General features: G+C 66.7%; 21 protein-coding genes. 19 read left to right on the forward strand and 2 right to left on the reverse strand.

What is annotated here, in order from left to right; translation table 11 throughout:
• Positions 1 to 142 precede the first annotated feature (142 nt).
• From AC20117_RS16450 to AC20117_RS16525, 16 genes are all read left to right on the forward strand, one after another.
• Positions 143 to 1747, forward strand: a complete 1605-nt coding sequence (locus AC20117_RS16450) for a carboxyl transferase domain-containing protein (RefSeq protein ID WP_074702737.1) — start codon at positions 143 to 145, stop codon at positions 1745 to 1747.
• A gap of 5 nt (positions 1748 to 1752) precedes the next feature.
• Positions 1753 to 3879, forward strand: a complete 2127-nt coding sequence (locus AC20117_RS16455; protein WP_074702736.1) for an ATP-binding protein — start codon at positions 1753 to 1755, stop codon at positions 3877 to 3879.
• Positions 3872 to 5047 carry an acyl-CoA dehydrogenase family protein gene (locus AC20117_RS16460; protein ID WP_074702735.1) on the forward strand — a complete coding sequence of 392 codons (1176 nt, stop codon included), beginning with the start codon at positions 3872 to 3874 and terminating at the stop codon, positions 5045 to 5047. The genes AC20117_RS16455 and AC20117_RS16460 overlap by 8 nt, the downstream gene beginning before the upstream one ends.
• Positions 5048 to 5086: 39 nt before the next feature.
• Entirely contained in the window at positions 5087 to 5857 is a 771-nt protein-coding gene (locus AC20117_RS16465; protein WP_074702734.1) for a CoA transferase subunit A, read from the forward strand.
• Positions 5858 to 5859: 2 nt separating this feature from the next.
• Positions 5860 to 6513 carry a CoA transferase subunit B gene (locus AC20117_RS16470; protein ID WP_074702733.1) on the forward strand — a complete coding sequence of 218 codons (654 nt, stop codon included), beginning with the start codon at positions 5860 to 5862 and terminating at the stop codon, positions 6511 to 6513.
• Positions 6510 to 7064 carry a MaoC family dehydratase gene (locus tag AC20117_RS16475; RefSeq protein WP_179951888.1) on the forward strand — a complete coding sequence of 185 codons (555 nt, stop codon included), beginning with the start codon at positions 6510 to 6512 and terminating at the stop codon, positions 7062 to 7064. Before AC20117_RS16470 ends, AC20117_RS16475 begins: the two co-directional genes overlap by 4 nt.
• The gene (locus AC20117_RS16480; protein WP_074702731.1) at positions 7064 to 7873 is read left to right on the forward strand and encodes an HpcH/HpaI aldolase/citrate lyase family protein; all 810 of its coding nucleotides are present in this window, start codon (positions 7064 to 7066) and stop codon (positions 7871 to 7873) included. The genes AC20117_RS16475 and AC20117_RS16480 overlap by 1 nt, the downstream gene beginning before the upstream one ends.
• A gap of 61 nt (positions 7874 to 7934) precedes the next feature.
• Positions 7935 to 8600 carry an NAD(P)H-binding protein gene (locus AC20117_RS16485; protein ID WP_074703459.1) on the forward strand — a complete coding sequence of 222 codons (666 nt, stop codon included), beginning with the start codon at positions 7935 to 7937 and terminating at the stop codon, positions 8598 to 8600.
• A gap of 105 nt (positions 8601 to 8705) precedes the next feature.
• The gene (gene dxr / locus AC20117_RS16490; RefSeq protein WP_074702730.1) at positions 8706 to 9917 is read left to right on the forward strand and encodes a 1-deoxy-D-xylulose-5-phosphate reductoisomerase; all 1212 of its coding nucleotides are present in this window, start codon (positions 8706 to 8708) and stop codon (positions 9915 to 9917) included.
• Complete coding sequence (locus AC20117_RS16495) at positions 9914 to 11281, forward strand: M50 family metallopeptidase (protein WP_074702729.1); 1368 nt, start codon at positions 9914 to 9916, stop codon at positions 11279 to 11281. The genes dxr and AC20117_RS16495 overlap by 4 nt, the downstream gene beginning before the upstream one ends.
• Before the next feature lie 92 nt (positions 11282 to 11373).
• Positions 11374 to 13014 carry a hypothetical protein gene (locus AC20117_RS16500; RefSeq protein WP_083339889.1) on the forward strand — a complete coding sequence of 547 codons (1641 nt, stop codon included), beginning with the start codon at positions 11374 to 11376 and terminating at the stop codon, positions 13012 to 13014.
• 34 nt (positions 13015 to 13048) lie between these two features.
• The gene (locus AC20117_RS16505; RefSeq protein ID WP_074702728.1) at positions 13049 to 13339 is read left to right on the forward strand and encodes a YciI family protein; all 291 of its coding nucleotides are present in this window, start codon (positions 13049 to 13051) and stop codon (positions 13337 to 13339) included.
• A 90-nt stretch (positions 13340 to 13429) separates the two neighbouring features.
• The gene (gene ispG / locus AC20117_RS16510) at positions 13430 to 14596 is read left to right on the forward strand and encodes a flavodoxin-dependent (E)-4-hydroxy-3-methylbut-2-enyl-diphosphate synthase (protein ID WP_074702727.1); all 1167 of its coding nucleotides are present in this window, start codon (positions 13430 to 13432) and stop codon (positions 14594 to 14596) included.
• Entirely contained in the window at positions 14550 to 15476 is a 927-nt protein-coding gene (locus tag AC20117_RS16515) for a GNAT family N-acetyltransferase (protein ID WP_335644193.1), read from the forward strand. Before ispG ends, AC20117_RS16515 begins: the two co-directional genes overlap by 47 nt.
• A 131-nt stretch (positions 15477 to 15607) precedes the next feature.
• On the forward strand, positions 15608 to 17407 hold the full coding sequence (locus tag AC20117_RS16520) for a proline--tRNA ligase (protein WP_074702725.1): 1800 nt from the start codon (positions 15608 to 15610) through the stop codon (positions 17405 to 17407).
• Complete coding sequence (locus tag AC20117_RS16525) at positions 17404 to 18213, forward strand: sulfite exporter TauE/SafE family protein (RefSeq protein WP_074702724.1); 810 nt, start codon at positions 17404 to 17406, stop codon at positions 18211 to 18213. Before AC20117_RS16520 ends, AC20117_RS16525 begins: the two co-directional genes overlap by 4 nt.
• 47 nt (positions 18214 to 18260) lie before the next feature.
• On the opposite strand, the gene AC20117_RS16530 is transcribed toward AC20117_RS16525, so the two are convergent.
• Positions 18261 to 19244: an aminoglycoside phosphotransferase family protein gene (locus AC20117_RS16530; RefSeq protein ID WP_074702723.1), complete on the reverse strand. Its 984-nt coding sequence runs from the start codon at positions 19242 to 19244 to the stop codon at positions 18261 to 18263.
• Positions 19241 to 20479, reverse strand: a complete 1239-nt coding sequence (locus tag AC20117_RS16535) for a DUF4439 domain-containing protein (RefSeq protein ID WP_083339888.1) — start codon at positions 20477 to 20479, stop codon at positions 19241 to 19243. Before AC20117_RS16535 ends, AC20117_RS16530 begins: the two co-directional genes overlap by 4 nt.
• 113 nt (positions 20480 to 20592) lie before the next feature.
• Here AC20117_RS16535 and rimP point away from each other — a divergent pair, with 113 nt between their 5' ends.
• The 3 genes from rimP (at position 20593) to AC20117_RS16550 (ending at position 22650) form a co-directional block, all read left to right on the forward strand.
• Complete coding sequence (rimP, locus tag AC20117_RS16540; protein ID WP_074702721.1) at positions 20593 to 21207, forward strand: ribosome maturation factor RimP; 615 nt, start codon at positions 20593 to 20595, stop codon at positions 21205 to 21207.
• A gap of 1 nt (position 21208) precedes the next feature.
• The gene (nusA, locus tag AC20117_RS16545; RefSeq protein WP_074702720.1) at positions 21209 to 22186 is read left to right on the forward strand and encodes a transcription termination factor NusA; all 978 of its coding nucleotides are present in this window, start codon (positions 21209 to 21211) and stop codon (positions 22184 to 22186) included.
• Positions 22187 to 22248: 62 nt separating this feature from the next.
• Positions 22249 to 22650 (forward strand): YlxR family protein, encoded by a 402-nt coding sequence (locus tag AC20117_RS16550; RefSeq protein WP_083339887.1) that lies wholly within the window; start codon positions 22249 to 22251, stop codon positions 22648 to 22650.
• The last annotated feature ends 136 nt before the right edge of the window (positions 22651 to 22786 follow it).

Consider the following 22786-nt stretch of genomic DNA (forward strand, 5'->3'; position numbering starts at 1 on the left):
GGATAAATGCTGGACATTCCGGTTAGCGCCCACTAACCTGAATTTCAGTTAGTAAAGACTAACCAAAAGCGTGTTCGTTGACCAGCCTGCTGATCCGCCAGCGGGACTGGGAAAATGGCACCTACCGCGAAGAAAGATGTCGATGGAGACACTGCCTTCCCGGGTGGACACTACCAGCCCGGGCTACTTGGAGAACGAAGCGGCGCAACGCGCACTGGTTGAGGAACTGCGCTGCAAGCTCGCGACGGCGGCGCTTGGCGGTCCGGAAAAATCCCGCCGGCGCCACGTGGACCGCGGCAAACTGCTGCCACGCCAGCGCGTCGATGCGCTGCTGGACGAGGGCAGCCCCTTCCTGGAACTCTCGCCGCTGGCCGCGGAAGGAATGTACGACGGCGATTCGCCCGGCGCCGGGATTATCACCGGGATCGGGCTGGTGCATGGGCGCCATGTCCTGGTGATCTCCAATGACGCCACGGTCAAGGGCGGAACCTACTACCCCATGACGGTGAAGAAGCACCTGCGGGCCCAGGAAGTGGCGCTGGAAAACAACCTGCCGTGCATCTACCTGGTGGATTCCGGCGGCGCCTTCCTGCCGAAACAGGACGAGGTCTTTCCGGACCGGGAGCATTTCGGCCGGATCTTCTACAACCAGGCCAACCTCTCGGCGCGGAAGATTCCGCAGATTGCTGCCGTCCTGGGTTCCTGCACAGCCGGCGGGGCCTACGTCCCGGCGATGAGCGACGAAACCGTCATCGTGCGCAACCAGGGCACTATCTTCCTGGGGGGTCCGCCGTTGGTGAAGGCGGCCATCGGCGAGGTGGTCAGTGCCGAGGACCTCGGCGGCGGGGACATCCACGCCAAGGTCTCCGGTGTGACAGACCACCTGGCCGAAACGGACCAGCATGCCCTGGAAATCGTCCGCGACATCGTGTCCACCCTGCCCGTAACCGAGCCGGTCTGGAACGTGGCAGCCGCGGAACCGCCGTCGGCCGATCCCACGGAGCTCTACGGGACGGTCCCGACGGATGTGAACGCCTCCTACGACGTCCGCGAGGTGATCGCCCGGGTGGTCGACGGAAGCCTCTTCCACGAGTTCAAGCGGGAGTACGGAGCCACACTGGTCACCGGCTTCGCCCGCATCCACGGGCACCAGGTCGGGATCGTGGCCAACAACGGCGTGCTGTTCAGCGAGTCCGCGCTTAAGGGCGCCCACTTCATTGAGCTCTGCGACCAGCGCGGCATCCCGCTGGTTTTCCTGCAGAACCTCTCCGGGTTCATGGTCGGGCGCGATTACGAGGCCGGCGGCATCGCCAAACACGGCGCCAAAATGGTCACCGCCGTCGCCACCGCCCGCGTGCCCAAACTGACCGTCATCATCGGCGGTTCGTTCGGCGCGGGCAACTACTCGATGTGCGGGCGCGCCTACTCGCCGCGGTTCCTCTGGATGTGGCCGGCCAGCCGGATCTCGGTGATGGGCGGCAACCAGGCCTCGTCGGTACTCTCCACGGTCAAGCGCGACCAGATCGAAGCCGCGGGCGGCGACTGGCCGGCCGCGGAGGAGGAAGCCTTCAAGGCGCCCATCCGCGAGCAGTATGAGGCGCAGGGCAACCCGTACTACTCCACCGCCAGGCTCTGGGATGACGGGATCATCGACCCGGCGGACACGCGCCGGGTCCTGGGCCTCGCGCTGGATGTCTGTGCCCGCCAGCCGCTGCCGGAGACGTCCTTCGGCCTGTTCAGAATGTGAGCGCCATGCCCGAACAGCTCTTCACTACGGTACTGATCGCCAACCGCGGGGAAATAGCCTGCCGGGTGATCCGCACCTGCCGCCGGCTGGGCATCCGCACGGTCGCGGTCTATTCCGACGCCGACACCGGTGCCCGGCACGTGCGCGAAGCCGACCTTGCGGTCAGGATCGGCCCGCCGGCGCCGACGGCCAGCTACCTGAACATCGAGGCCATCATCTCCGCCTGCCGCCGGACCGGTGCCGAGGCCGTCCACCCCGGCTACGGTTTCCTGAGCGAAAGCCTCGCCTTTGCCGAGGCACTGGAGGCCGCCGGCATCACCTTCATCGGGCCGAACGTGAAGGCCATCGGCGTCATGGGGGACAAGATCCGGTCCAAGAACCACGTGGCCGGCTACCAGGTGCCGGTGGTGCCCGGCCTGGCCGAACCCGGGCTGAGCGATGAGCAGCTGATTAATGCGGCCGACGGCGTGGGCTACCCGCTGCTGATCAAGCCCTCGGCCGGAGGCGGGGGCAAGGGCATGCACGTTGTGGACGGCCCGGACCAGCTGCCGGCAACCCTGGCCACCGCCCGCCGCGTGGCTGCGTCCGCCTTCGGGGATGACACGTTGTTCCTGGAGAAGCTGATCCGCAGCCCGCGCCACATCGAAGTCCAGGTTCTGGCCGACAACCACGGCAACGTCATCCACCTGGGCGAACGCGAGTGTTCCCTGCAGCGCCGGCACCAGAAGGTGATCGAGGAAGCGCCCTCGCCGCTGCTGGACGAGGCCACCCGCGCCCGGATCGGCGAGGCTGCCTGCAACGCCGCCCGCAGCGTGGACTACAGCGGGGCCGGCACGGTCGAATTCCTGGTTTCCGACGAGGCGCCGGACGAGTTCTACTTCATGGAGATGAACACCCGGCTGCAGGTGGAGCACCCGGTGACGGAGCTGGTCACCGGGCAGGATCTGGTCGAATGGCAGCTGCGCATCGCAGCAGGCGGGCAGCTGACGATAGCCCAGTCCGACGTCGTTCTCATCGGACACGCGGTGGAAGCGCGCGTGTATGCGGAGAACCCGGAACAGGACTTCCTACCCTCCGCGGGTACGGTGCTGGCGCTGCACGAAGCATCCGGCGAAGGCGTCCGGGTGGACAGCTCGCTGCTGCCCGGACTCGAAATTTCCAGCAGCTACGACCCGATGCTCGCGAAGGTCGTCGCCTGGGGCGAGGACCGGGACGAGGCGCTGGACCGGCTGGACCGGGCGCTGGGGGAGACCATGGTGCTGGGCGTGCCCACCAACGTCGAGTACCTGCGGCTGCTCCTGAACGACGACGACGTGCGCGCCGGCCACCTGGACACGACCCTGATCGAACGGAAACTACCGCACCTGGCGTTCCGCCGGATCAGCGACGGCGAACTCGCGGTTGCCGGGGCGGCCTGGCTGGAGGGCCGACGATCCGCACAGGAAACCGGGCCGTTGGAGTCCCTGCAGCCCGGCTCCCCAATACCTCAATCCCCGCAGCCCCGCTCCCCGTGGACCGCCGGCGACGGCTGGCGGGTGGGCGGCGCCGTGCCCACCGTGGTCAGTTTTGCCATGCCCCACGGGGAACCGCGCGAGGTTACGCTGACCCGCCTGCAGTCCGGCCAGGGAAGCCCAGCAAGCTTCCGCGCGGAGGTAGCCGGCAGCAGCTTTACGGTGAGCCTCGAGCGTGAGGCAGGCGCCGCCGTCGTCAATGGGGTGCGCAAGCCCTTCCGCCACGCCGTCAATCCCGGCACCGGGACAATCTGGTTCGCCGACGCGGGCTTCAGTGCCGGATTGACGGTACGGGACCGGAAGCGCCGCCTGGCCGAGGCGCTGGAGCGGATCCACCGCGAGGAGGGCGAGCTGTCACCCGAGGTGCGCTCGCCGATGCCGGGGACGGTGACCGCCGTGGCCGTGGGCAACGGGGACCACGTCGAGGCCGGCCAGACCGTGCTGACCGTGGAAGCCATGAAAATGGAGCACCAGCTCACCGCGGCCGTGGCCGGAGAAATAAGTATCCACCTCAAACCCGGCGATCTGGTCAAAGCCGGCCAGATTGTCGCCGTCGTCGCCGCAGCAGATCCTGCCGGCAGGACGGAAGCAACGGAACAGAAGGAAGCCGAGCATGCCTGATTTTTCCCTCAGCGAGGACCACCAGGACCTGGTGGACACCGTCCGGGAGTTCGCCGACCAAGTAGTGGCCCCGGTGTCCGCCAAACACGATGAAGACCACACCTTCCCCTACGACGTGGTCAAACAGATGGGCGAGATGGGCCTGTTCGGGCTGCCCTTCCCGGAAGAACACGGCGGCATGGGCGGGGACTACTTCGCGCTGGCGCTGGCCTTGGAGGAGCTGGGCCGGGTGGACCAGTCGGTGGCAATCACCCTGGAGGCCGGCGTCTCGCTGGGCGCCATGCCGATCTACCGCTTCGGCACCGAGGAGCAGAAGGCGGAGTGGCTGCCCATGCTCGCCAGCGGCCAGGCGCTCGCCGGCTTCGGCCTGACCGAACCCGAGGCAGGATCGGACGCCGGCGGCACCAAGACCCGGGCACAACTGGTGGCTGGGGACCAGGGCAGCCAGTGGGTCATCAACGGCAACAAGGAGTTCATCACCAACTCCGGCACGGACATTACCAAGCTGGTCACCGTCACAGCGGTCACGGGCACTTCGGAGCGGGAGGACGGGACCACCAAGAAGGAAATCTCCACCATCCTGGTGCCCACGGACACGCCCGGCTTCACCGCGGAAAAGGCCTACAACAAGGTTGGCTGGAACGCGTCGGACACGCATCCGCTCACGCTGAAGGACGTGCACGTGCCCGAAGCCAACCTCTTGGGGGAGCGCGGCCGGGGCTACGCCAACTTCCTGCAGATCCTGGACGAGGGCCGCATCGCCATTGCAGCGCTCGCCACCGGCGCGGCTCAGGGCTGCGTGGACGAATCGGTGCGGTACGCCAAGGACCGTCAGGCCTTCGGGACCAACATCGGTTCCTTCCAGGCGATCCAGTTCAAGATCGCCCGCATGAAGGCCCGCGCCCACACCGCGCGGCTGGCCTACTACGACGCCGCGGCGAGGATGCTTGCGGGCAAGCCCTTCAAAACCCACTCGGCTATTGCAAAGATGGTGGCAGGCGAAGCGGCCATGGACAACGCCCGCGACGCCACGCAGATCTTCGGCGGGTTCGGGTTCATCAACGAGTCCCGGGTGGCACGGCATTACCGGGATTCGAAGATTCTTGAAATCGGCGAAGGGACCACCGAGGTGCAGCTGATGCTCATCGCCCGCGAACTGGGGCTCTGACCGCGCACCAGCCACGATCGACGGAAGGCTAGGGACAACGTGATTAACAAGGTTGTAGGCAGCGCGGCGGAGGCCGTGGCCGATATCCAGGACGGGGCCTCGCTGGCCGTGGGAGGTTTCGGCCTATGCGGTATCCCGGTGACCCTGATCCAGGCCCTCCACGACCGCGGCACCAAGGACCTGGAAACCATCAGCAACAACTGCGGCGTGGACGACTGGGGTCTCGGCGTGCTGCTGGCGGACGGGCGGATCCGCCGCACCATCAGCTCCTATGTGGGCGAGAACAAGGAGTTCGCGCGGCAATACCTCGCCGGTGAACTCGAGGTGGAGCTGACCCCGCAGGGCACGCTGGCCGAGAAACTGCGCGCCGGCGGTGCCGGCATTCCGGCCTTCTATACGACGGCGGGTGTCGGCACGCAGGTCAGCGAAGGGGGACTGCCGCAAAAGTACGACGCCGAGGGGAACGTTGCGATCGCATCGGCACCTAAGGAGGTGCGCAGCTTCGGCGGCGCGGACTACGTGCTCGAAGAGTCGCTGCGGCCGGACTTCGGCCTGGTGCATGCGTGGAAGGGCGACCGGCTGGGCAACCTGATTTACCACGTGACCGCGATGAACTTCAATCCGCTGGCGGCGATGGCAGGCAAGGTCACCATCGCCGAGGTGGAGGAACTGGTGGAACCGGGCGAGCTGGATCCGCAGCACATCCACACGCCGGGCATCTTCGTCCAGCGCGTGGTGGTGGCCGGCGACGTGGAGAAACGGATCGAGAAGCGCACGGTCACCGAGGCCGGCGCGGGGCAGGGGAACTGACGATGGCACTGACGCGCACCGAACTCGCCGCCCGCGTAGCCAAGGAGCTGCGCAACGGCCAGTACGTGAACCTGGGCATCGGGATGCCTACCCTCATCCCCAATTACATCCCCGCCGGCGTGGAGGTGGTGCTGCATTCCGAGAACGGAATCCTCGGCGTCGGGCCCTATCCCACGGAGGAAAACCTTGACCCGGACCTGATCAACGCCGGCAAGGAAACGGTCACGCTCAACCGGGGCGCGGCGATCTTCGACTCAGCGACCTCCTTCGGCATGGTCCGCGGCGGCCATGTGGACGTGGCGGTGCTCGGCGCGATGGAAGTCGCCGAAAACGGGGACCTCGCCAACTGGATGGTGCCGGGCAAGATGGTCAAGGGCATGGGCGGGGCCATGGACCTGGTCTTCGGCGCGAAGCGGCTGATCGTGATGATGGAGCACGTGGACAGGAAGGGCAACCCGAAGATCCTCAAGAGCTGCTCGCTCCCGCTGACCGGCAAGGGCTGCGTGGACCGGATCATTACCGACCTGGCCGTCATCGATGTGACCGAAGACGGGCTGGTGCTGCGTGAAGTAGCGCCGGGCGTCGGCGTGGACGAGGTCGTGGCCGCCACCGGTGCCGAGCTGAACATCGAGGAACACGAGGTCGACGACGTATGAGCACCGGAAGCGGCGAAGACCTGCGGACCACCATCACCCAGCGCGGGCTCTACTACGACGAGTTCCAGACCGGCACGGTCTACGCGCACCGGCCGGGCCGCACCATTACGGAAGCCGACAACGTCCTGTTCACCACGATGACCATGAACAGCCAGGCCCTGCACCTGGACGCCGACTGGTCCGCCTCGCAGCCGTTCGGGCAGCGGCTGGTGAACTCAATGTTCACGCTCGCCACCGTGGTTGGCCAGTCCGTCACCCAGCTCACCCAGGGCACCATCGTGGCCCAGTTGGGGCTGACGGACATTAACTTCCCGCATCCGCTCTTCCACGGGGACACGCTGTACACGGAGACGATCGTGACGGACAAACGGCTCTCGGCCTCGCGGCGCGGCCAGGGGATCGTCACCCTGAGCCATACCGGCCGCAACCAGCACGAGGACATTGTGGCCACGGCGGTCCGCAGTTGCCTGATGTGGACCGAAGAAGGGCACCGGCAGAGCCAGACCGAGCCGGAGGCCAGGAACCGCTTCCGGAACCAGGAGCTCGGCTGATGTTTACCATGGGTCCGGCCATCCTGTTCTGTCCCGCGGACCGGCCCGAGCGTTATGCCAAGGCGGCGGACCGCGCGGATGCGGTCATCCTGGATCTGGAAGATGCCGTGGCGCCGGCGGACCGGGCATCGGCCCGGCAAGCCGTCATCGACAATCCGCTGGATCCGGAGCGGACCATCGTGCGCGTCAACCCGCTCGGAACCGAAGACCACGCCCTGGACATGGCGGCACTGCAGCGTACCGGCTACGCCACCATCATGCTGGCCAAATCGGAGAACGCAGATGCCATTGCCGGACTGGGCGGGTACGGGGTCGTGGCGCTGTGCGAGACGGCGCTGGGCGTCCTCGCCGCCCCGGACATCGCGCGCACCGGGAACGTCGTCGCGCTGATGTGGGGCGCCGAAGACCTGCTGGCCTCGCTCGGCGGGACCTCCAGCCGCAACGCCGGCGGGACCTACCGGGACGTCGCACGGCAAGCGCGCTCGCAGGTCCTGCTGGCGGCCGGCGCCTACGGCAAGACAGCCATCGATTCGGTCTACGTGGACATCCCGGATCTGGACGGCCTGGCAGCGGAGGCGGAGGATGCGGTGGCCTGCGGGTTCGGTGCCAAGGCCGTCATCCATCCAAGCCAGATCCCGGTCATCCGCGCTGCGTACCTGCCCTCCGAGGCCGCCGTCGCCGATGCCGCGGCGCTGCTGGAGGCGGCCCGGACGGAACCGGGTGTGTTCCGCTTCCGCGGCAAGATGGTGGACGGCCCATTGATCAAGCACGCCGAGCAGACACTGCGCCGGGCCGGGTTGGCAGGATGACGGGCGACACGGATGACCGCCGGGCTGGAATAGTCCGCAGGAAAGGGTGGTTGCACCGGTCATGCGCATAGTTATTGCAGGTGGACATGGAAAAATCGCACGCGAACTGACCAGGATCCTGGCCGCGGACCAGCATGAGGTGGTGGGGCTGATCCGCAAACCGGAGCAGAGCGCCGATCTGATGGTGGACGGTGCCATCCCCGAGGTGGTGGATCTGGAGAGCGCCTCGGTGGACGAGGTCGCGAAATTCCTGAAGGGCGCCGATGCGGCGGTCTTCGCGGCCGGAGCCGGACCGGGCAGCGGTAAAGAACGTAAGGAGACGGTGGATCTGGGCGCCGCGGTGCTGCTGGCGGATGCCGCCGAGGCCGCCGGCGTGGAACGCTTCATCCAGATTTCCTCAATGGGCAACGACCTCGTGCGCGATGGCGCCACGCCGGAGGGCATGGACGAAGTCTTCGTTGCCTACCTGCGGGCCAAACTGGCAGCCGAAGAGGACCTCAAAACGCGCGACCTGAGGTGGACCATCGTCCGCCCGGGTCAGCTGACCGACGACGCCGCCAACGGCCTTGTCCGCCTGGATCTGGTCGAGGAACGCGGTCCCGTGCCGCGCGCCGACGTTGCCGCCGTGCTGGCGGAACTGCTGCGCACAGGTGCGGGTGAGCGCCAACTGCTCAACCTGATTTCCGGTGATGTTCCGGTCAAGGAAGCAGTAGCTGCCTTCGCCTAGCCGCTGCCCTGCCGAGCAGTCCGAACGCCCGGTGCGATGCCCTCGCACCGGGCGTTGCCTCTGTCCGGGTGCGTCCGGCCGGCCGGGTGCGGGATACTGGAAGACATGGATTTTCTTAGCGACCCAGAGGCGGCCGGCCGGCCACGGAAAGTAGTGCTGCTGGGGTCCACCGGATCCATCGGGACCCAGGGCATCGAGGTGATCGACGGCGCCGCGGAGCGTTTCGAGGTGACGGCCCTGGCGGCCGGCGGCGGCAACCTGGAACTGGTTGCCCGGCAGGCCGTCCACACCCGGGCGGAAGCCGTAGGGATTGCCAGCGGTACGCGGGAGGATCTGGCGACGGCGGTCAAGGCAGCGGCCGCGGACGCGGGCATCAGCGGCTACGAGCCCGAACTCTTTGCCGGCCACGACGCGTCGGCGAGAATCGCCGCCTGGCCGAACGCCGACGTCGTACTCAATGGCATTACCGGTTCGATCGGCCTGGTGCCGACCTTGGCCGCGCTGGAAGCCGGCCATCTGCTGGCGCTGGCGAACAAGGAGTCCCTCATCGCCGGCGGCGAACTGGTCAAGCGTGCGGCGAAACCCGGCCAGCTGGTTCCGGTGGACTCGGAGCATTCCGCACTGGCCCAGGCGCTGCGCTCCGGCTCGACGGCCGAGGTGGACCGGCTGATCGTCACCGCGTCCGGCGGGCCGTTCCGCGGCAGGACCCGCGCCGAACTGGGCGCCGTGACCCCGCAGCAGGCGCTGGCGCATCCAACCTGGGACATGGGCCGGATGGTCACCACGAATTCGGCCACCATGGTCAACAAGGCGCTGGAAGTCATCGAGGCGCACCTGCTCTTCGACGTGCCGCTGGAAAAGATCGATGTGGTGGTGCACCCGCAGTCCGTGGTCCACTCCATGGTCCAGTTCACGGATGGCTCGACCATCGCACAGGCGTCCCCGCCGGACATGCGCCTGCCCATCGCGCTGGGACTCGGCTGGCCGCAGCGCGTGCCGGGGGCGGCGAGGCCGTGCGACTGGTCCGGCGCCGTGACGTGGACCTTCGAGCCGCTGGACGACGAGGTGTTTCCCGCGGTCCGGCTGGCCAAGCAGGCCGCTTCCCAGGGCAGCACCTTCATGGCCGTCTACAACGCCGCCAACGAGGAAGCGGTGGATGCTTTCCACGACGGCATGATCGGTTTTGTCGATATCGTGGACACCGTCGCCGCAGTGGTGGCTGACCACGCCGGCTCCGCCGAACTGACCGTGGAGTCCGTGCTGGCGGCAGAAACGTGGGCACGAACCGAGGCCCGCAAACGTTTAGGAATGATGTGACCGTACTTCTCTTTATTCTCGGAGTCCTCTTCGTCGCCGTGGGCATTGCGCTCTCCATCGCGCTGCATGAAGTGGGCCACCTGCTGCCGGCCAAACTGTTCAAGGTCCGGGTCACCCAGTACATGGTGGGCTTCGGGAAGACCCTCTGGTCCAGGAAGAAGGGCGAAACCGAGTACGGCGTCAAGGCGATTCCGCTCGGCGGCTATGTCTCCATGATCGGAATGTACCCGCCTGCGAAGGTCAAGGCCGGAGCGGCGGCATCAGGCGCCGCGGAGTCAGTGCGCCAGTCCAGCACCGGCATGTTCCAGCAGCTGGCGAACGACGCCCGGCAGGCCGAGGCGGAGCGGCTGCAGCCGGGCGATGACAACCGCGTGTTCTACAAGCTGCCGGTCTACAAGCGCATGATCATCATGCTCGGCGGCCCGTTCGTGAACCTGGTGATCGGCGTGGTCCTGCTCGGGATCGTGATGGTGGGCTTCGGCTCGGCACAACCCAGCACCACCATCAGCGAGGTCAACAAGTGCGTGGTCAGCGCCGCGCAGCAGGCCGAAACCGGCCAGACCGACTGCCTGCCGTCGGACCCGCAGGCACCGGCAACGGCGGCGGGAATCCTGCCCGGCGATACCGTCACCTCCTTCGACGGCAAGCCCGTGACGGACTGGTACGAACTCACCCGCTGGATCCGGGACGCCGCCGGCGAGGCCACGCCCATCACGCTTGAGCGCGACGGGCAGAGCATCAGTACCACCATCACGCCGGTGCTCTCCGAACGTCCGGTTTTCGACGAGTCCAACGAGCTGGTGCTCGATGCCAACGGTGACCCGGTCATGGAAGAGGTTGGCTTCGTGGGCATGGGCTCGACCCAGGAACTGGTGCCGCAGCCGGTCACGGCCGTGCTCCCGGCGGTGGGGGAGAACCTGCAGGCGATTGCCGGCGTCGTGCTTAATCTGCCGCAGCGGCTGGCCGACGTTGCCGAGGCGGCTTTCAGCGATGCCCCGCGCGACCCCAACGGTCCGATGAGCGTGGTGGGCGTGGGCCGGATCGCCGGCGAGATCAGCGCGATGGAGGAAATCCCGTTCGAGGCGCGGGCGGCGTCGCTGATCGGTTTGGTCGGTTCGGTTAACCTGGCCCTGTTCGTGTTCAACCTGATCCCGCTGTTGCCGCTCGACGGCGGACACGTCGCCGGGGCGCTGTGGGAAGCGGTCCGCCGCGGCTTCGCCAAGCTGTTCCGCCGGCCGGATCCGGGTCCGGTGGACATCGCGAAGCTGCTGCCGCTGACCTACGCGGTGGCCATCCTGATGATGGGCATGGGCGCTCTGCTGATCTACGCCGACATCGTCAAACCGGTCAACATCTTCGGGTAGCAGCGCAGGCCCGAACCGCCTGCATCAGGACCTCCACAACGACGGCGGAGCCGCTGGATACACTGGCAGCAGAAGCGACGTACGGAGGTGGCATGTCCAAGCACGGCAGCGGCAAGTCCGGCTTGCCCCGGGTACTGGCGGCGTCGGCACTGGCCGCGGCGCTGGTGCTGAGCGGGTGCACGGCCGGGCAGAACGGCAGGCCCGGCGCATCCGGGACCGCAGCGGGAAGCGGGTCCGACCGGGACGAGAACCGGGTCTATCTCAACACTGCCGCCGCGGAGCCTGCCGTCATCACGGGGACCGATGCCGAGGCGGCGCTGGCCGCCAGCCGAACCCTGTTCCAGTCCAGCCCGGTGGCCGCGGTGGCCCCGGAAGGGGATGCCGCAGCCATCGAAGCGGCTGCCGCCGAAGCCGGCCCCGCCGGAGTGCCACTGCTGCTGGCCGGGGACGGGCTCGAGGCCGAGCTGAAGCGGCTTGGCGTCCGCCAAGTCAAGACTTTCGGCGCGCCGGCCGGAGCGGCCGGATCCGCGGCGCCTTCAGCTTCCGCCGGACCGTCCGGGTCCGCGGAACCTACCGGAACGGCCGCAGCCTCCGGAACCGCCGAAGCCGGCGGCGCGGCCGAGTGGGAAAGCGTACTGGGCAGCGTCGAACTTCTTGGTCCGGACCAACCGCTGGACGAAGTTGCGGGTGCCGAAGAAGAAGCCCCGTTCTCGGTGCTGCTTGGCGAAGACGCGCGGAAGGAACTGCCGGCTACCATGGCGGTGCTTCAGGCCGCCGGGGTGCGCACCCACGTCGATGCTGCCGCCGATCCCCGGGCCACCCCCGAAACCGTGGACTTCCTGCGCGCCGAACCGGAGCACAACATTCTCGCCATCGGCGGGGACTTCGGCAACACGGCGCAGTTCGCCGCCCGGACGGAAACCGCCCTAACGGCAGCGGAACTGCCCGGGGGAGGCATGCTGGCCTTCCCGACGCGGCGGATGGTAGCGCTCTACGGCCACCCGTCCGGTCCGGCGCTGGGTGCCCTCGGCGAACAGGATGTGGAGGCCGCGATCGACCGGGCCAAGAAGCTGGCCGGGGAGTACAAGGGCCTGAGCGACGAGCCGGTAATTCCGGCGTTCGAGATCATTGCCACGGTCGCCACCGGGTCCGCCGGCGAGGACGGGGATTATTCGTCCGCCACGGACATCGACCTGCTGCGGACCTGGGTAGACGCCGCTGGCGAAGCCGGCGTGTACGTGGTGCTGGACCTGCAGCCCGGCCGGACCGACTTCCTCACCCAGGCCAAGGCGTATGAGGAGCTGCTTAAGGAACCGCATGTCGGCCTGGCCTTGGACCCGGAGTGGCGGTTGCAGGACGGCGAGCGGCACATGGAGCAGATCGGCTCGGTGACCGCAGCAGAGATCAACGAGGTCAGCGACTGGCTGGCGCGGCTGACCCGCGAGAACAACCTGCCGCAGAAGGTGCTGATCCTGCACCAGTTCCAGTTGCGGATGATCTCCAACCGGGAGCAGCTTGAGACCGGGCATGACGAACTCGCCGTCGTCATCCACGCGGACGGCCACGGCGGACCGGGTCAGAAGCTGGAGACCTGGCGCGCGCTGCGGCAGGACCTGCCCGACGATGTGTGGATGGGCTGGAAGAACTTCTACGATGAGGACACCCCGATGTTCTCCCCGGAACGGACGTACGACGACGTTAAACCGGCGCCTTGGTTCGTGTCCTACCAATGATTAACCCGGCCTCGAGGGCAGGTAAGGTGTCGGCATGAGTGTTTTTGCCGTCGAGTATGTTTACGCCGCCGATACCGAAGAGGGCCGCGACACGCATCGTGCCGCCCACCGCGAATGGCTGAAGGGGTTCGTCAACGAAGGCCGGCTGCTGGCGTCCGGCCCGTACGCCGATGGCAGCGGCGCACTGCTGCTCTTCACCGCCGGGAGCGAAGCCGCCCTGCTGGAGGAGCTGAAGCAGGACCCGTTCAATATGCAGAACTTTGTATCCGGCCTGCGGGTGACCGAGTGGAAGCCCGTAACCGGAGCCTTCGCCGACTACGCATGATCTTTCCCACAGCTTCCCGTTATCTTCGCAAGATCCGGGTTGCCGGAGGATAATGAAAGCTGTTCTGCAAACTGCCCCCTGGAGGATGTTTTGACCTCGGTCAACCTTGGAATGCCACACGCACCGCTGCCTATCCTGGCGCCGCGCCGTAAAACGCGCCAGATCAAGGTCGGCTCGGTTGGCGTGGGATCGGACTCGCCGGTCAGCGTCCAGTCCATGACCACCACGCCGACCACGGACATCAACGCCACCTTGCAGCAGATCGCCGAGCTGACGGCTTCCGGCTGCGACATCGTCCGGGTGGCCTGCCCCAGCGCCGATGACGCCGAGGCGCTGCCGATCATCGCAAAGAAGTCGCAGATCCCGGTCATTGCCGACATCCACTTCCAGCCGAAGTACGTCTACGCTGCGATCGACGCCGGCTGTGCGGCAGTCCGGGTGAACCCGGGCAATATCCGCAAGTTCGACGACCAGGTCAAGGAGATCGCCAAGGCCGCCAAGGACGCCGGAGTGTCCATCCGGATCGGCGTCAACGCCGGCTCGCTGGATCCGCGGCTGATGCAGAAGTACGGCAAGGCCACCCCGGAGGCCCTGGTGGAGTCCGCCGTCTGGGAAGCTTCGCTCTTCGAAGAGCATGACTTCCACGACTTCAAGATCTCCGTCAAGCACAATGATCCGGTAGTGATGGTCCGCGCCTACGAGCTGCTGGCGGAGCGGGGCGACTGGCCGCTGCACCTGGGCGTTACCGAGGCCGGTCCGGCCTTCCAAGGCACCATCAAATCCGCCACAGCTTTCGGTGCCCTGCTTTCCAAGGGCATCGGCGACACCATCCGTGTTTCCCTCTCGGCGCCGCCGGTAGAGGAGATCAAGGTCGGCAACCAGATCCTGCAGTCGCTGAACCTGCGTCCGCGCAAGCTGGAAATCGTGTCCTGCCCCTCCTGCGGCCGTGCCCAGGTGGATGTCTACACGCTGGCCGACGAGGTCACCGCCGGACTGGAAGGCATGGAAGTTCCGCTGCGCGTGGCTGTTATGGGCTGCGTTGTCAACGGACCCGGTGAAGCCCGCGAGGCGGACCTCGGCGTGGCCTCCGGCAACGGCAAGGGCCAGATCTTTGTGAAGGGCGAAGTCATCAAAACTGTGCCCGAGGACCAGATTGTTGAGACACTCATCGAAGAAGCAATGAGAATTGCGGAGGAAATGGGGGAGACCGATGGCGAAAATGCTGTCAAGGGTAGCCCCGTGGTTAACGTCAGCTAACCGGCTGCGCACGGATGCCGGCTGCGAAGCCGCGGCGGCGCTGGGGCATGCCGAAATCCGGGTCCTCGATGAAGGGGACACGCCTCGGCTTTGGGAGCTGGTGAAACAGGATCCCGTATCCAACGTGTTCCTCGCCGCGCATCTGGAATCCGCAAAAACGGCTGCGCCCACCCCCTCGGGCGCCGAAATCCTCGGCTACTTCGCCGACGGGGCTTTGGCCGGTGCGTGCTGGAGCGGGGTCAACCTAGTGCCCACTGCGCTCACCGCCGAACAGGGTGCCAACCTCGGCCAGTTTCTGGCGTCCAGCAACCGCCGGACGTCGTCCATCTTCGGCCCGGCGGAAGCCGTGCTGGGCATCTGGAGTTCCTTCCAGCACAATTCCACCCGTCCCTTCGATGTCCGGCCCAACCAGCCGCTGATGGAACTGCGTGGCAAGCCGGCGGTGGCAGCGGATCCGGCGGTCCGCTTCTCCACCGGGGCGGACCTGGACGTGCTGCTGCCGGCCTGCGTGGCCATGTTCGAAGAGGAAGTCGGCTATTCCCCCATGGCTGCCGGCGGACACCACTACCGCCAGCGGGTGCGGAGCCTGATCGACAAGGGACATTCCCTGATCTACCGCGAACCCGGCGGCGAAGTGGTTTTCAAGGCCGAGCTGGGCAACGTATCGGCCGATGCGGTGCAGATCCAGGGCGTCTGGATGAACCCGGCCTACCGTGGCAAGGGACTGGCGGCAGCGTACATGGCCGCCGTCGTCGAACTTTCGCGCAAGTTCGCCCCGGTGGCGAGCCTGTACGTCAACGACTACAACCAGCGCGCCGTTGCGGCCTACCGGCGTGTGGGCTTTGAGCAGGTCGGCACGTTCGCCACTGTGCTCTTCTAGAAAGCCGCCGTCCAATAGGACGCGCTGCCGGCGACACCCTGCCCCAAATTCACCCGAACCGTCCGGCGACCGTAGGATTAGTTACTGATCTGCTGTTGCGACACAACGAACTTTAGAAACGGAAACCAAGCGTGGTCCTGCGACTCTCCACCCTGTTCCTGCGCACTCTGCGCGAAGATCCCGTCGACGCCGAGGTGGCCAGCCACCGGTTGCTGGTCCGCGCCGGGTATATCCGCCGCGCCGCGCCGGGCATCTACTCCTGGCTGCCGCTGGGGCTGAAGGTCCTGGCCAAGGTGGAAACCATCATCCGCGAGGAGATGTCCGCCATCGGTGCCCAGGAAGTCCATTTCCCGGCGCTGCTGCCGCGCGAACCGTACGAGGCCACCAACCGCTGGACCGAGTACGGCGAGGGGCTCTTCCGGCTTCAGGACCGCAAGGGCGCGGACTACCTGCTGGCGCCCACGCATGAGGAAATGTTCACGCTGCTGGTCAAGGACCTGTACTCCTCGTACAAGGATCTGCCCGTCTGCCTGTACCAGATCCAGACCAAGTACCGCGACGAAGCGCGTCCCCGTGCCGGCCTGTTGCGCGGCCGTGAGTTCATCATGAAGGATTCGTATTCCTTCGATATTGACGACGCCGGACTCGAGGACAGCTACCAGGCCCACCGCGGCGCCTACTTGCGTATTTTCGAGCGGCTGGGACTCGAAGTGGTCCCCGTGAAAGCCACTGCCGGTGCCATGGGCGGGTCCAAGAGCGAGGAATTCCTGCACCCGACCGAGGTCGGCGAGGACACCTTCGTCCGTTCGGCCGGCGGCTATGCGGCCAATGTCGAAGCAGTCACCACCGTGGTCCCGGCGGAGATCGACTTCGCCAACCTGCCCGAGGCCGAGGTCAAGGACACCCCGGACACTCCGACCATCGAGACTCTGGTGGCTGCGGCCAACGAGCTGGCGCCGCGGCCGGAGGGCGTATGGACTGCTGCCGACACGTTGAAGAACGTGGTTCTGGCTGTCACCCTGCCGACCGGGGAGCGCCAGGTCGTGGTGCTCGGCGTGCCGGGCGACCGCGCGGTGGACCTCAAGCGGGTCGAAGCCAACATCGGCGGCTTCCTGCCGATCGGCGGGGAAATCGGCATCGAGGCCGCCAACGAGGACGACCTCAAGAAGCACCCGGGACTGGTCCGGGGCTACATCGGTCCGGGCGAGAGCCTGAACGCCGCGGTGCTCGGCACCGAAGGCAAGACCGGACTGCTCTACCTGGTTGACCCGCGCGTGGTCTCCGGGACCAGCTGGATCACCGGTGCCAACGTCGACGGCAAGCACGTCTTCGGCCTGGTGGCCGGACGGGACTTCACATGGGACGGCGTCATCGAGAGCGTCGACGTGCGCGCCGGAGACGAAGCTCCCGACGGCTCCGGTCCGCTCGAGGCTGCACGCGGCATCGAGATGGGCCATATCTTCCAGCTCGGACGTAAGTACGCCGAGGCGCTGGGGCTGCAGGTGCTGGACAAGAACGGCAAACTCGCCACCGTCACCATGGGTTCGTACGGCGTCGGCGTTACCCGGGCCGTGGCCGCCCTGGCCGAATCCAACCACGACGACAAGGGACTGATCTGGCCGCGCAACGTCGCCCCGGCTGACGTCCACGTCGTCGCCACCGGCCGCGGACAGGAAATCTTCGACGCCGCGAACAAGCTCGCCGAAGAGCTTGCGGCCGCCGGACTGGAGGTCATCTACGATGACCGGCCCAAGGTTTCCCCCGGCGTGAAGTTCGGCGACGCGGAACTCATCGGGGTGCCGACCATCCTCGTGGTCGGCCGCGGCCTGGCCGACGGTGTCGTCGAGGTCAAGGACCGCGCCACCGGCGAAGCGCAGAACGTGCCCCTGGAGGACGCCGTCGCGCAGGTGGCCGCCCTCGCCGGAAAGTGATCTCCGGACTCGAGGAACTTCAACTGGCCACCATCATCCTGGTGGTGGTGGCCGGTTTCGCCGCCGGCTGGGTTGATGCAGTGGTCGGTGGCGGCGGCCTGATCCAGTTGCCTGCGCTGCTGCTGGTGCCCGGCATCAGCCCCGTGCAGTCGTTGGCGACCAACAAGATGGGCTCGATCTTCGGGACCACCACGAGCGCCATTACGTATTACCGGCGCGCCCACCCCGACCTGAAGACCGCGCTGCCCATGGCCGGTGTCGCGCTGGCGGGCAGCTTCGGCGGCGCGATCGTGGCCACGGTGCTGCCGTCGGAAGTGTTCAAGCCGATCATCATCGCGGCGCTCATCGCCGTCGCAATTTTTACTGCCCTGCGTCCGACGGCGGGCACGCTCACCAAGCTCCGCTACACCGGGGCGCGGCACTTCGGCACGGCCGCCGGCATCGGTCTGGTCATCGGGTTTTACGACGGGCTGATCGGTCCCGGAACAGGCTCGTTCCTGATCATCGCGATGGTGGCCATGCTCGGTTACAACTTCCTGGCCGCCAGCGCCAAGTCCAAGATCGTGAACATGGCCACCAACTTCGGCGCGCTGCTGTTCTTCCTGCCCAGCGGCGCCCTGCTGTGGGGACTGGGCCTGATCCTGGGCCTGGCGAACATGGCCGGCGGCTACCTGGGCGCCCGGATGGCGGTCACCAAGGGCAGTAAATTCATCCGCGTGGTTTTCCTGCTCGTGGTTGCGGCGCTGATTATCAAGCTGGGCTACGACGTGGTGCAGGAGAATATCCTGGGGAACCAGGGGGCTTAGGCGGCCGAGCACGCCTCTGCGCTGCCCGGCTTAAGTCGCTGTCCCGCTTACGGCAGTTGCAGTTCATGTGCGGGCGGGAGCCCGGGGAGGGTTCGTCCGGCGAGCGTGGAGGCAACCCAGAGGGAGCGTTGCGCGTGGCCGCTGTTGCCGTGCTGCAGATAGTCCAGGGCGTTGGCCACCTCGCGGACGATGCTCCACTGCCGTGCGGTCTCCGTCCGCAACTGCGCCGCCGCGCAGAGATCCTCACAGCGCCGGACCAGGTGGGTTTCCGGATCCGTGGCGTGCAGGTCCGGTATCCGGTTCCAGAGCATCGGCGCCACCTCGAATTCCGCCTCGCCCAGCATGGGCTTCGGATCGATGGCCGCGAAACTGCCTGCAGGCTCCATCCGGGCCAGCACATTCCCGTAATGCAGGTCGGTGTGGACCAGCACATCGCGGGCTTCACGGCGCCCAACCGTGCCCCGGACCTGGCAGACCTCCAGCGCGCATTCGAGCAGCCAGCGGTCAAAGGGCTCGCCGAGCGCCGACCAGTCCGCGGGCAGCGAATCCGACCACTGCTCCGCCGTCGCGGCCACGGTTTCAAAGGCCGGCCAACTCTCCGCCGCTTCAGGGGACCGATGCAGCTGCCGCACCAACGGTCCCCAGACCGCCGCCGTCTCGTCCAGCGGGACATCGAGCAGGGAGCGGTCACCGTCCAGCCGCTCGAGCAGCTGCACAAATGGGTCCTCGCCGGTACGCAGCAGGGTGACGGCACCCCGGCCGTCCCAGAGCCTCAGCGCAGCGGACTCGAGCAGCGCTTCATCGTGGGGAACGGCGAGCTTCAGCACCGCGGGTGTGCCTGATGGCGTACGCACCGGAACCACTGCCGCCAGCTGCCCGAACCAGGGGCCGCCGCCGGCCGGGTCCGCCGCCAACTGCCAGCTTTCCAACACCGCGGCGCACTGGTTGTTGAACTGCTGGAGCCAGCGGGAGCCGCCGGGTAACTGCAGCGCGTTGAGCCGCAGGTCCGCCGGGAGCTCCATCGGGATCATTGCGGGCCGTCCTTCAAAGCCGGCGCCGACGATGCCGCACCGGCAGTTTCGGACGTTCCGGAAGGGGAGACTGCGTTGCCGCTTTCGCGAAGGTCGAGGCCGGGCGTAAGCGGCGGCTCACCGGTCATGGTCGCGATCCGCTCGGCCGCTCCCGGCAGATCCGAGGCAGCGGCGGCCCGCAGTGCGCCGTCTCCCAGGGCCACCAGATCTCCCAGGGCCAGCGCCGCTTCACCTTCCGCGTCGACGAGCCCCTGCCACGGTTCGTCCAGGAAGCCCTCGGGAAGTGCATAGGCCGGCGCGCGCAGCGGCAGCTCCACGCAGGCGTCCGCGGCCAGTTCCTCCCAGTGCTCCATGAGATCCCGATGCGCGGCATAGTTCTCCGCCGCGGCTTCGCGCTGTGCACCCGTGGTCCGGGGCAGCGCGGCCTGGTACAGGAACGCCAATTTGTATTCACTGACAACGACGGCGGCAACGGCCTGCGCTTCCGCCGGCAGCTCGCCCCCGGGCACCGATGACTGGGAATCCTGGTTTTCAGGGCCGGGCCGGCCGCATTCGGTCGGCGGATCCACCACATCGGATTTCCAGGGAACCGGCTGTGCGGTGTCGGGGTAAGCCGCGTGCAGCAAAGCTGCCTGGCTGAAGGCCGACGCACCGACGGAGGCCAGCAGGCGCGCAAGGCCGGGGTCTACCTCCAAGGACGCGGAGAGCAGGAAACGGGAGGTCGAGGCCAGCCGTTGGAGCGTGCCGTCCAGCGTCGGCGCCCCGGCTTCGCGCGACGGCGGGTTGGTGGGGGTGGGACCGCGGGCATCGGAACCGCGGATGCCGGGACCGTCCCCGGATTCGGGATCCGGGGCGGCTGCTCCGGATGGCCAGGTAGTCTGCAGCGGGAACAATCCGGCCTGCTCCTCCAGCATGGAAGCAGCAGCCAGCAGCGGTGCGGAGCCGCCGTCGTCGTTGTTTGAATTGGTCTCCACCGAAGCCAGGTGACGAAGATCTCCGGCTACCGCCAGCAGTCGCTGCCCGGCGTCAAGACGCGCCTGTTCGGTGGTGCTCAGCGGGGGTGGGGCGGTCTCCAGGCCGGTGACGACGGTGCCGATGCTGATGACCAGTGCGGCGGCCAGCAAAAGCAGTAGGGTACGCCGGAAAAAGCGGCTGGCTCTGCCGCCGGCCTTAGTGCCGGCCGTGCCCTTGGCCGGCCCTCCTGACGTTGTTCCCACAACAGTTGATAATGTCATGGCAGCAGGCACGGACGCACCACACGGTGCGGCGCGTGGCTCATCAGCGTGTCACGAGGGCTTGAGAAAGTCGCTAGTCTAGTAGCTACAACAACATCTAGCGGGAGGCAGCTATGGCGGATCGACCCGATCACACCGGCGTGTTCCATTCGGGGAAACCATCCGGCGCCCAGACCCAATTGGAAGCGTCGCGGCTGAAGGAACTGTTGGCCCCCACGGTGGCTGCCAGCGACCTGTACTTGGAAGACATCGAAGTGCGTATCGCCGGAACCCAGCGCACCGTACACGTGATCGTGGATCTGCCCGAGGACCAGCAGGGCGGCGTGAGCCTGGACAAGATCGCGGAGGTCTCGCAGAGCCTTTCCGCGGCGCTGGACGAGGACCCGCATGATGAGGGTGCCCCCTATGATCTTGAAGTTTCTTCCCCCGGCGTGAGCCGGCCGCTGACCGAGCCGCGGCACTGGCGCCGCAATCTCGGCCGCAAGGTGTCGGTGAAAGTTCTCGACGGCGACAACGTCACCGGGCGTCTGCTGGAGGTCGGGGACGATTCCGTCACGATACGGCCCGACATTCCTGTGAAGAAGGGCATGAAGCCCAAGCACGGGGAACCCGTCCAGCTGGCCTTTGCGAACATCCGCAGCGGCAAGGTGGAAATAGAATTCACCCACTTGGATGAAGACCTGGCCGCAGCTCAGATGCGCGGCGAACTAGAAGATGAGGAGGCCTGACATGGATATCGACATGAGCGCCCTGCGGTTCCTGGAACGTGAACGCGAAATCCCCCTGGACCTGCTCATTCCCACGATCGAGCAGGCGCTGCTGGTGGCTTACCACAAGACGCCGGGTTCGATCGATAAAGCCCGCGCCGAGCTGGACCGCAAGAGCGGCCATGTGACCATCTGGGCCGCCGAAATGGATGAGGACGGCACCGTCGTCGGCGAGTTCGACGACACCCCGAGCGGGTTCGGCCGCATTGCGGCTTCCACCGCGCGCCAGATCATTCTGCAGCGCCTGCGGGACGCCGAGGATGACAACGTGCTCGGCATTTTCCGTGGCAAGGAAGGCGAGCTCGTCTCCGGGTTGATCCAGCAGGGCCACAATCCCAACATGGTCCAGGTTGACCTCGGCACCGTTGAGGCACTGCTCCCGCCGCCCGAACAGGTGCCGGGGGAGAAGTACCCGCATGGTGCCCGCCTGCGTGCCTATGTGGTGGATGTGCACCGCGGCATGAAGGGTCCCTCGATCACGCTGTCCCGCTCGCACCCTGGCCTGGTCCGCAAACTCTTCGAACTGGAAGTCCCGGAGATCGCGGACCACAGCGTCGAGATCGTGGCGCTGGCGCGCGAGGCGGGCCACCGGACCAAGATCGCGGTCAAGGCCAACATTCCGGGCCTTAACGCCAAGGGCGCCTGCATTGGCGAGATGGGTTCCCGCGTGCGCGCCGTCATGACCGAACTGCACGATGAGAAGATCGACATCGTGGACTTCAGCGAGGACCCGGCAACGTTCATTGGCAATGCCCTCTCTCCCTCGCGCGTGTCTTCGGTCACCATCACGGACGCGGACCTGCGTTCCGCACGGGTGGTCGTACCGGACTACCAGCTGTCCCTGGCCATCGGCAAAGAAGGCCAGAACGCCCGGTTGGCTGCCAAGCTCACCGGCTGGCGGATCGACATTGTGTCCGATGCCGTGGCGGTCCAGCAGTAGCCTCCGGCACCGCAGCCGTCGCTCCAGTTCGTAGACTGGCTAGGGAAAGCGCTAGAATAAACATGGTCCGGTCTTCCGACTTCCAGCCCGGTGGGCATGATTCCCGCCAGCAGGGTGCCGTTTCGGCTTCGCCGCAGCGCACCTGCGTGGGCTGTCGCCGTCGGGATGACCAGGCCGGTTTGCTGCGTTTGGTCACAGCAGACGGTGCGAGCACCGTCGTCGTGGATCAATTTCGCCGCCTGCCCGGGCGGGGTGCCTGGCTGCATCCCCAACCCGAATGCCTGGCAATGGCTGTGAAGCGGCGTGCCTTCAACAGGGCCTTTAGGGGTAAAGTTGATAGCCGTGCCGTGGAAGGTTACTTCCAAGCACTTGATCCGGCCGCGGAAAACGTGACCGGATCACACCAACCGTCCAACCTGAAAGCGGGTCAGAAAACTGATGGAAACCCGATGAGTGCCAAGTGATGAGTGCCCAACGATGACTTATCTGTTGTGCGCTGCCCACGGTCTGAGTGCGATGTGCGTTCTGCACGGCGCGGAAGGCCGCAGCAAGAAATAGACGGTTCGTGCCTGGCTCGGTGCGGACCGAGACAGGAGAAAT

The sequence above is a fragment of the Arthrobacter crystallopoietes genome (assembly GCF_002849715.1).
Lineage (GTDB): Bacteria > Actinomycetota > Actinomycetes > Actinomycetales > Micrococcaceae > Crystallibacter > Crystallibacter crystallopoietes.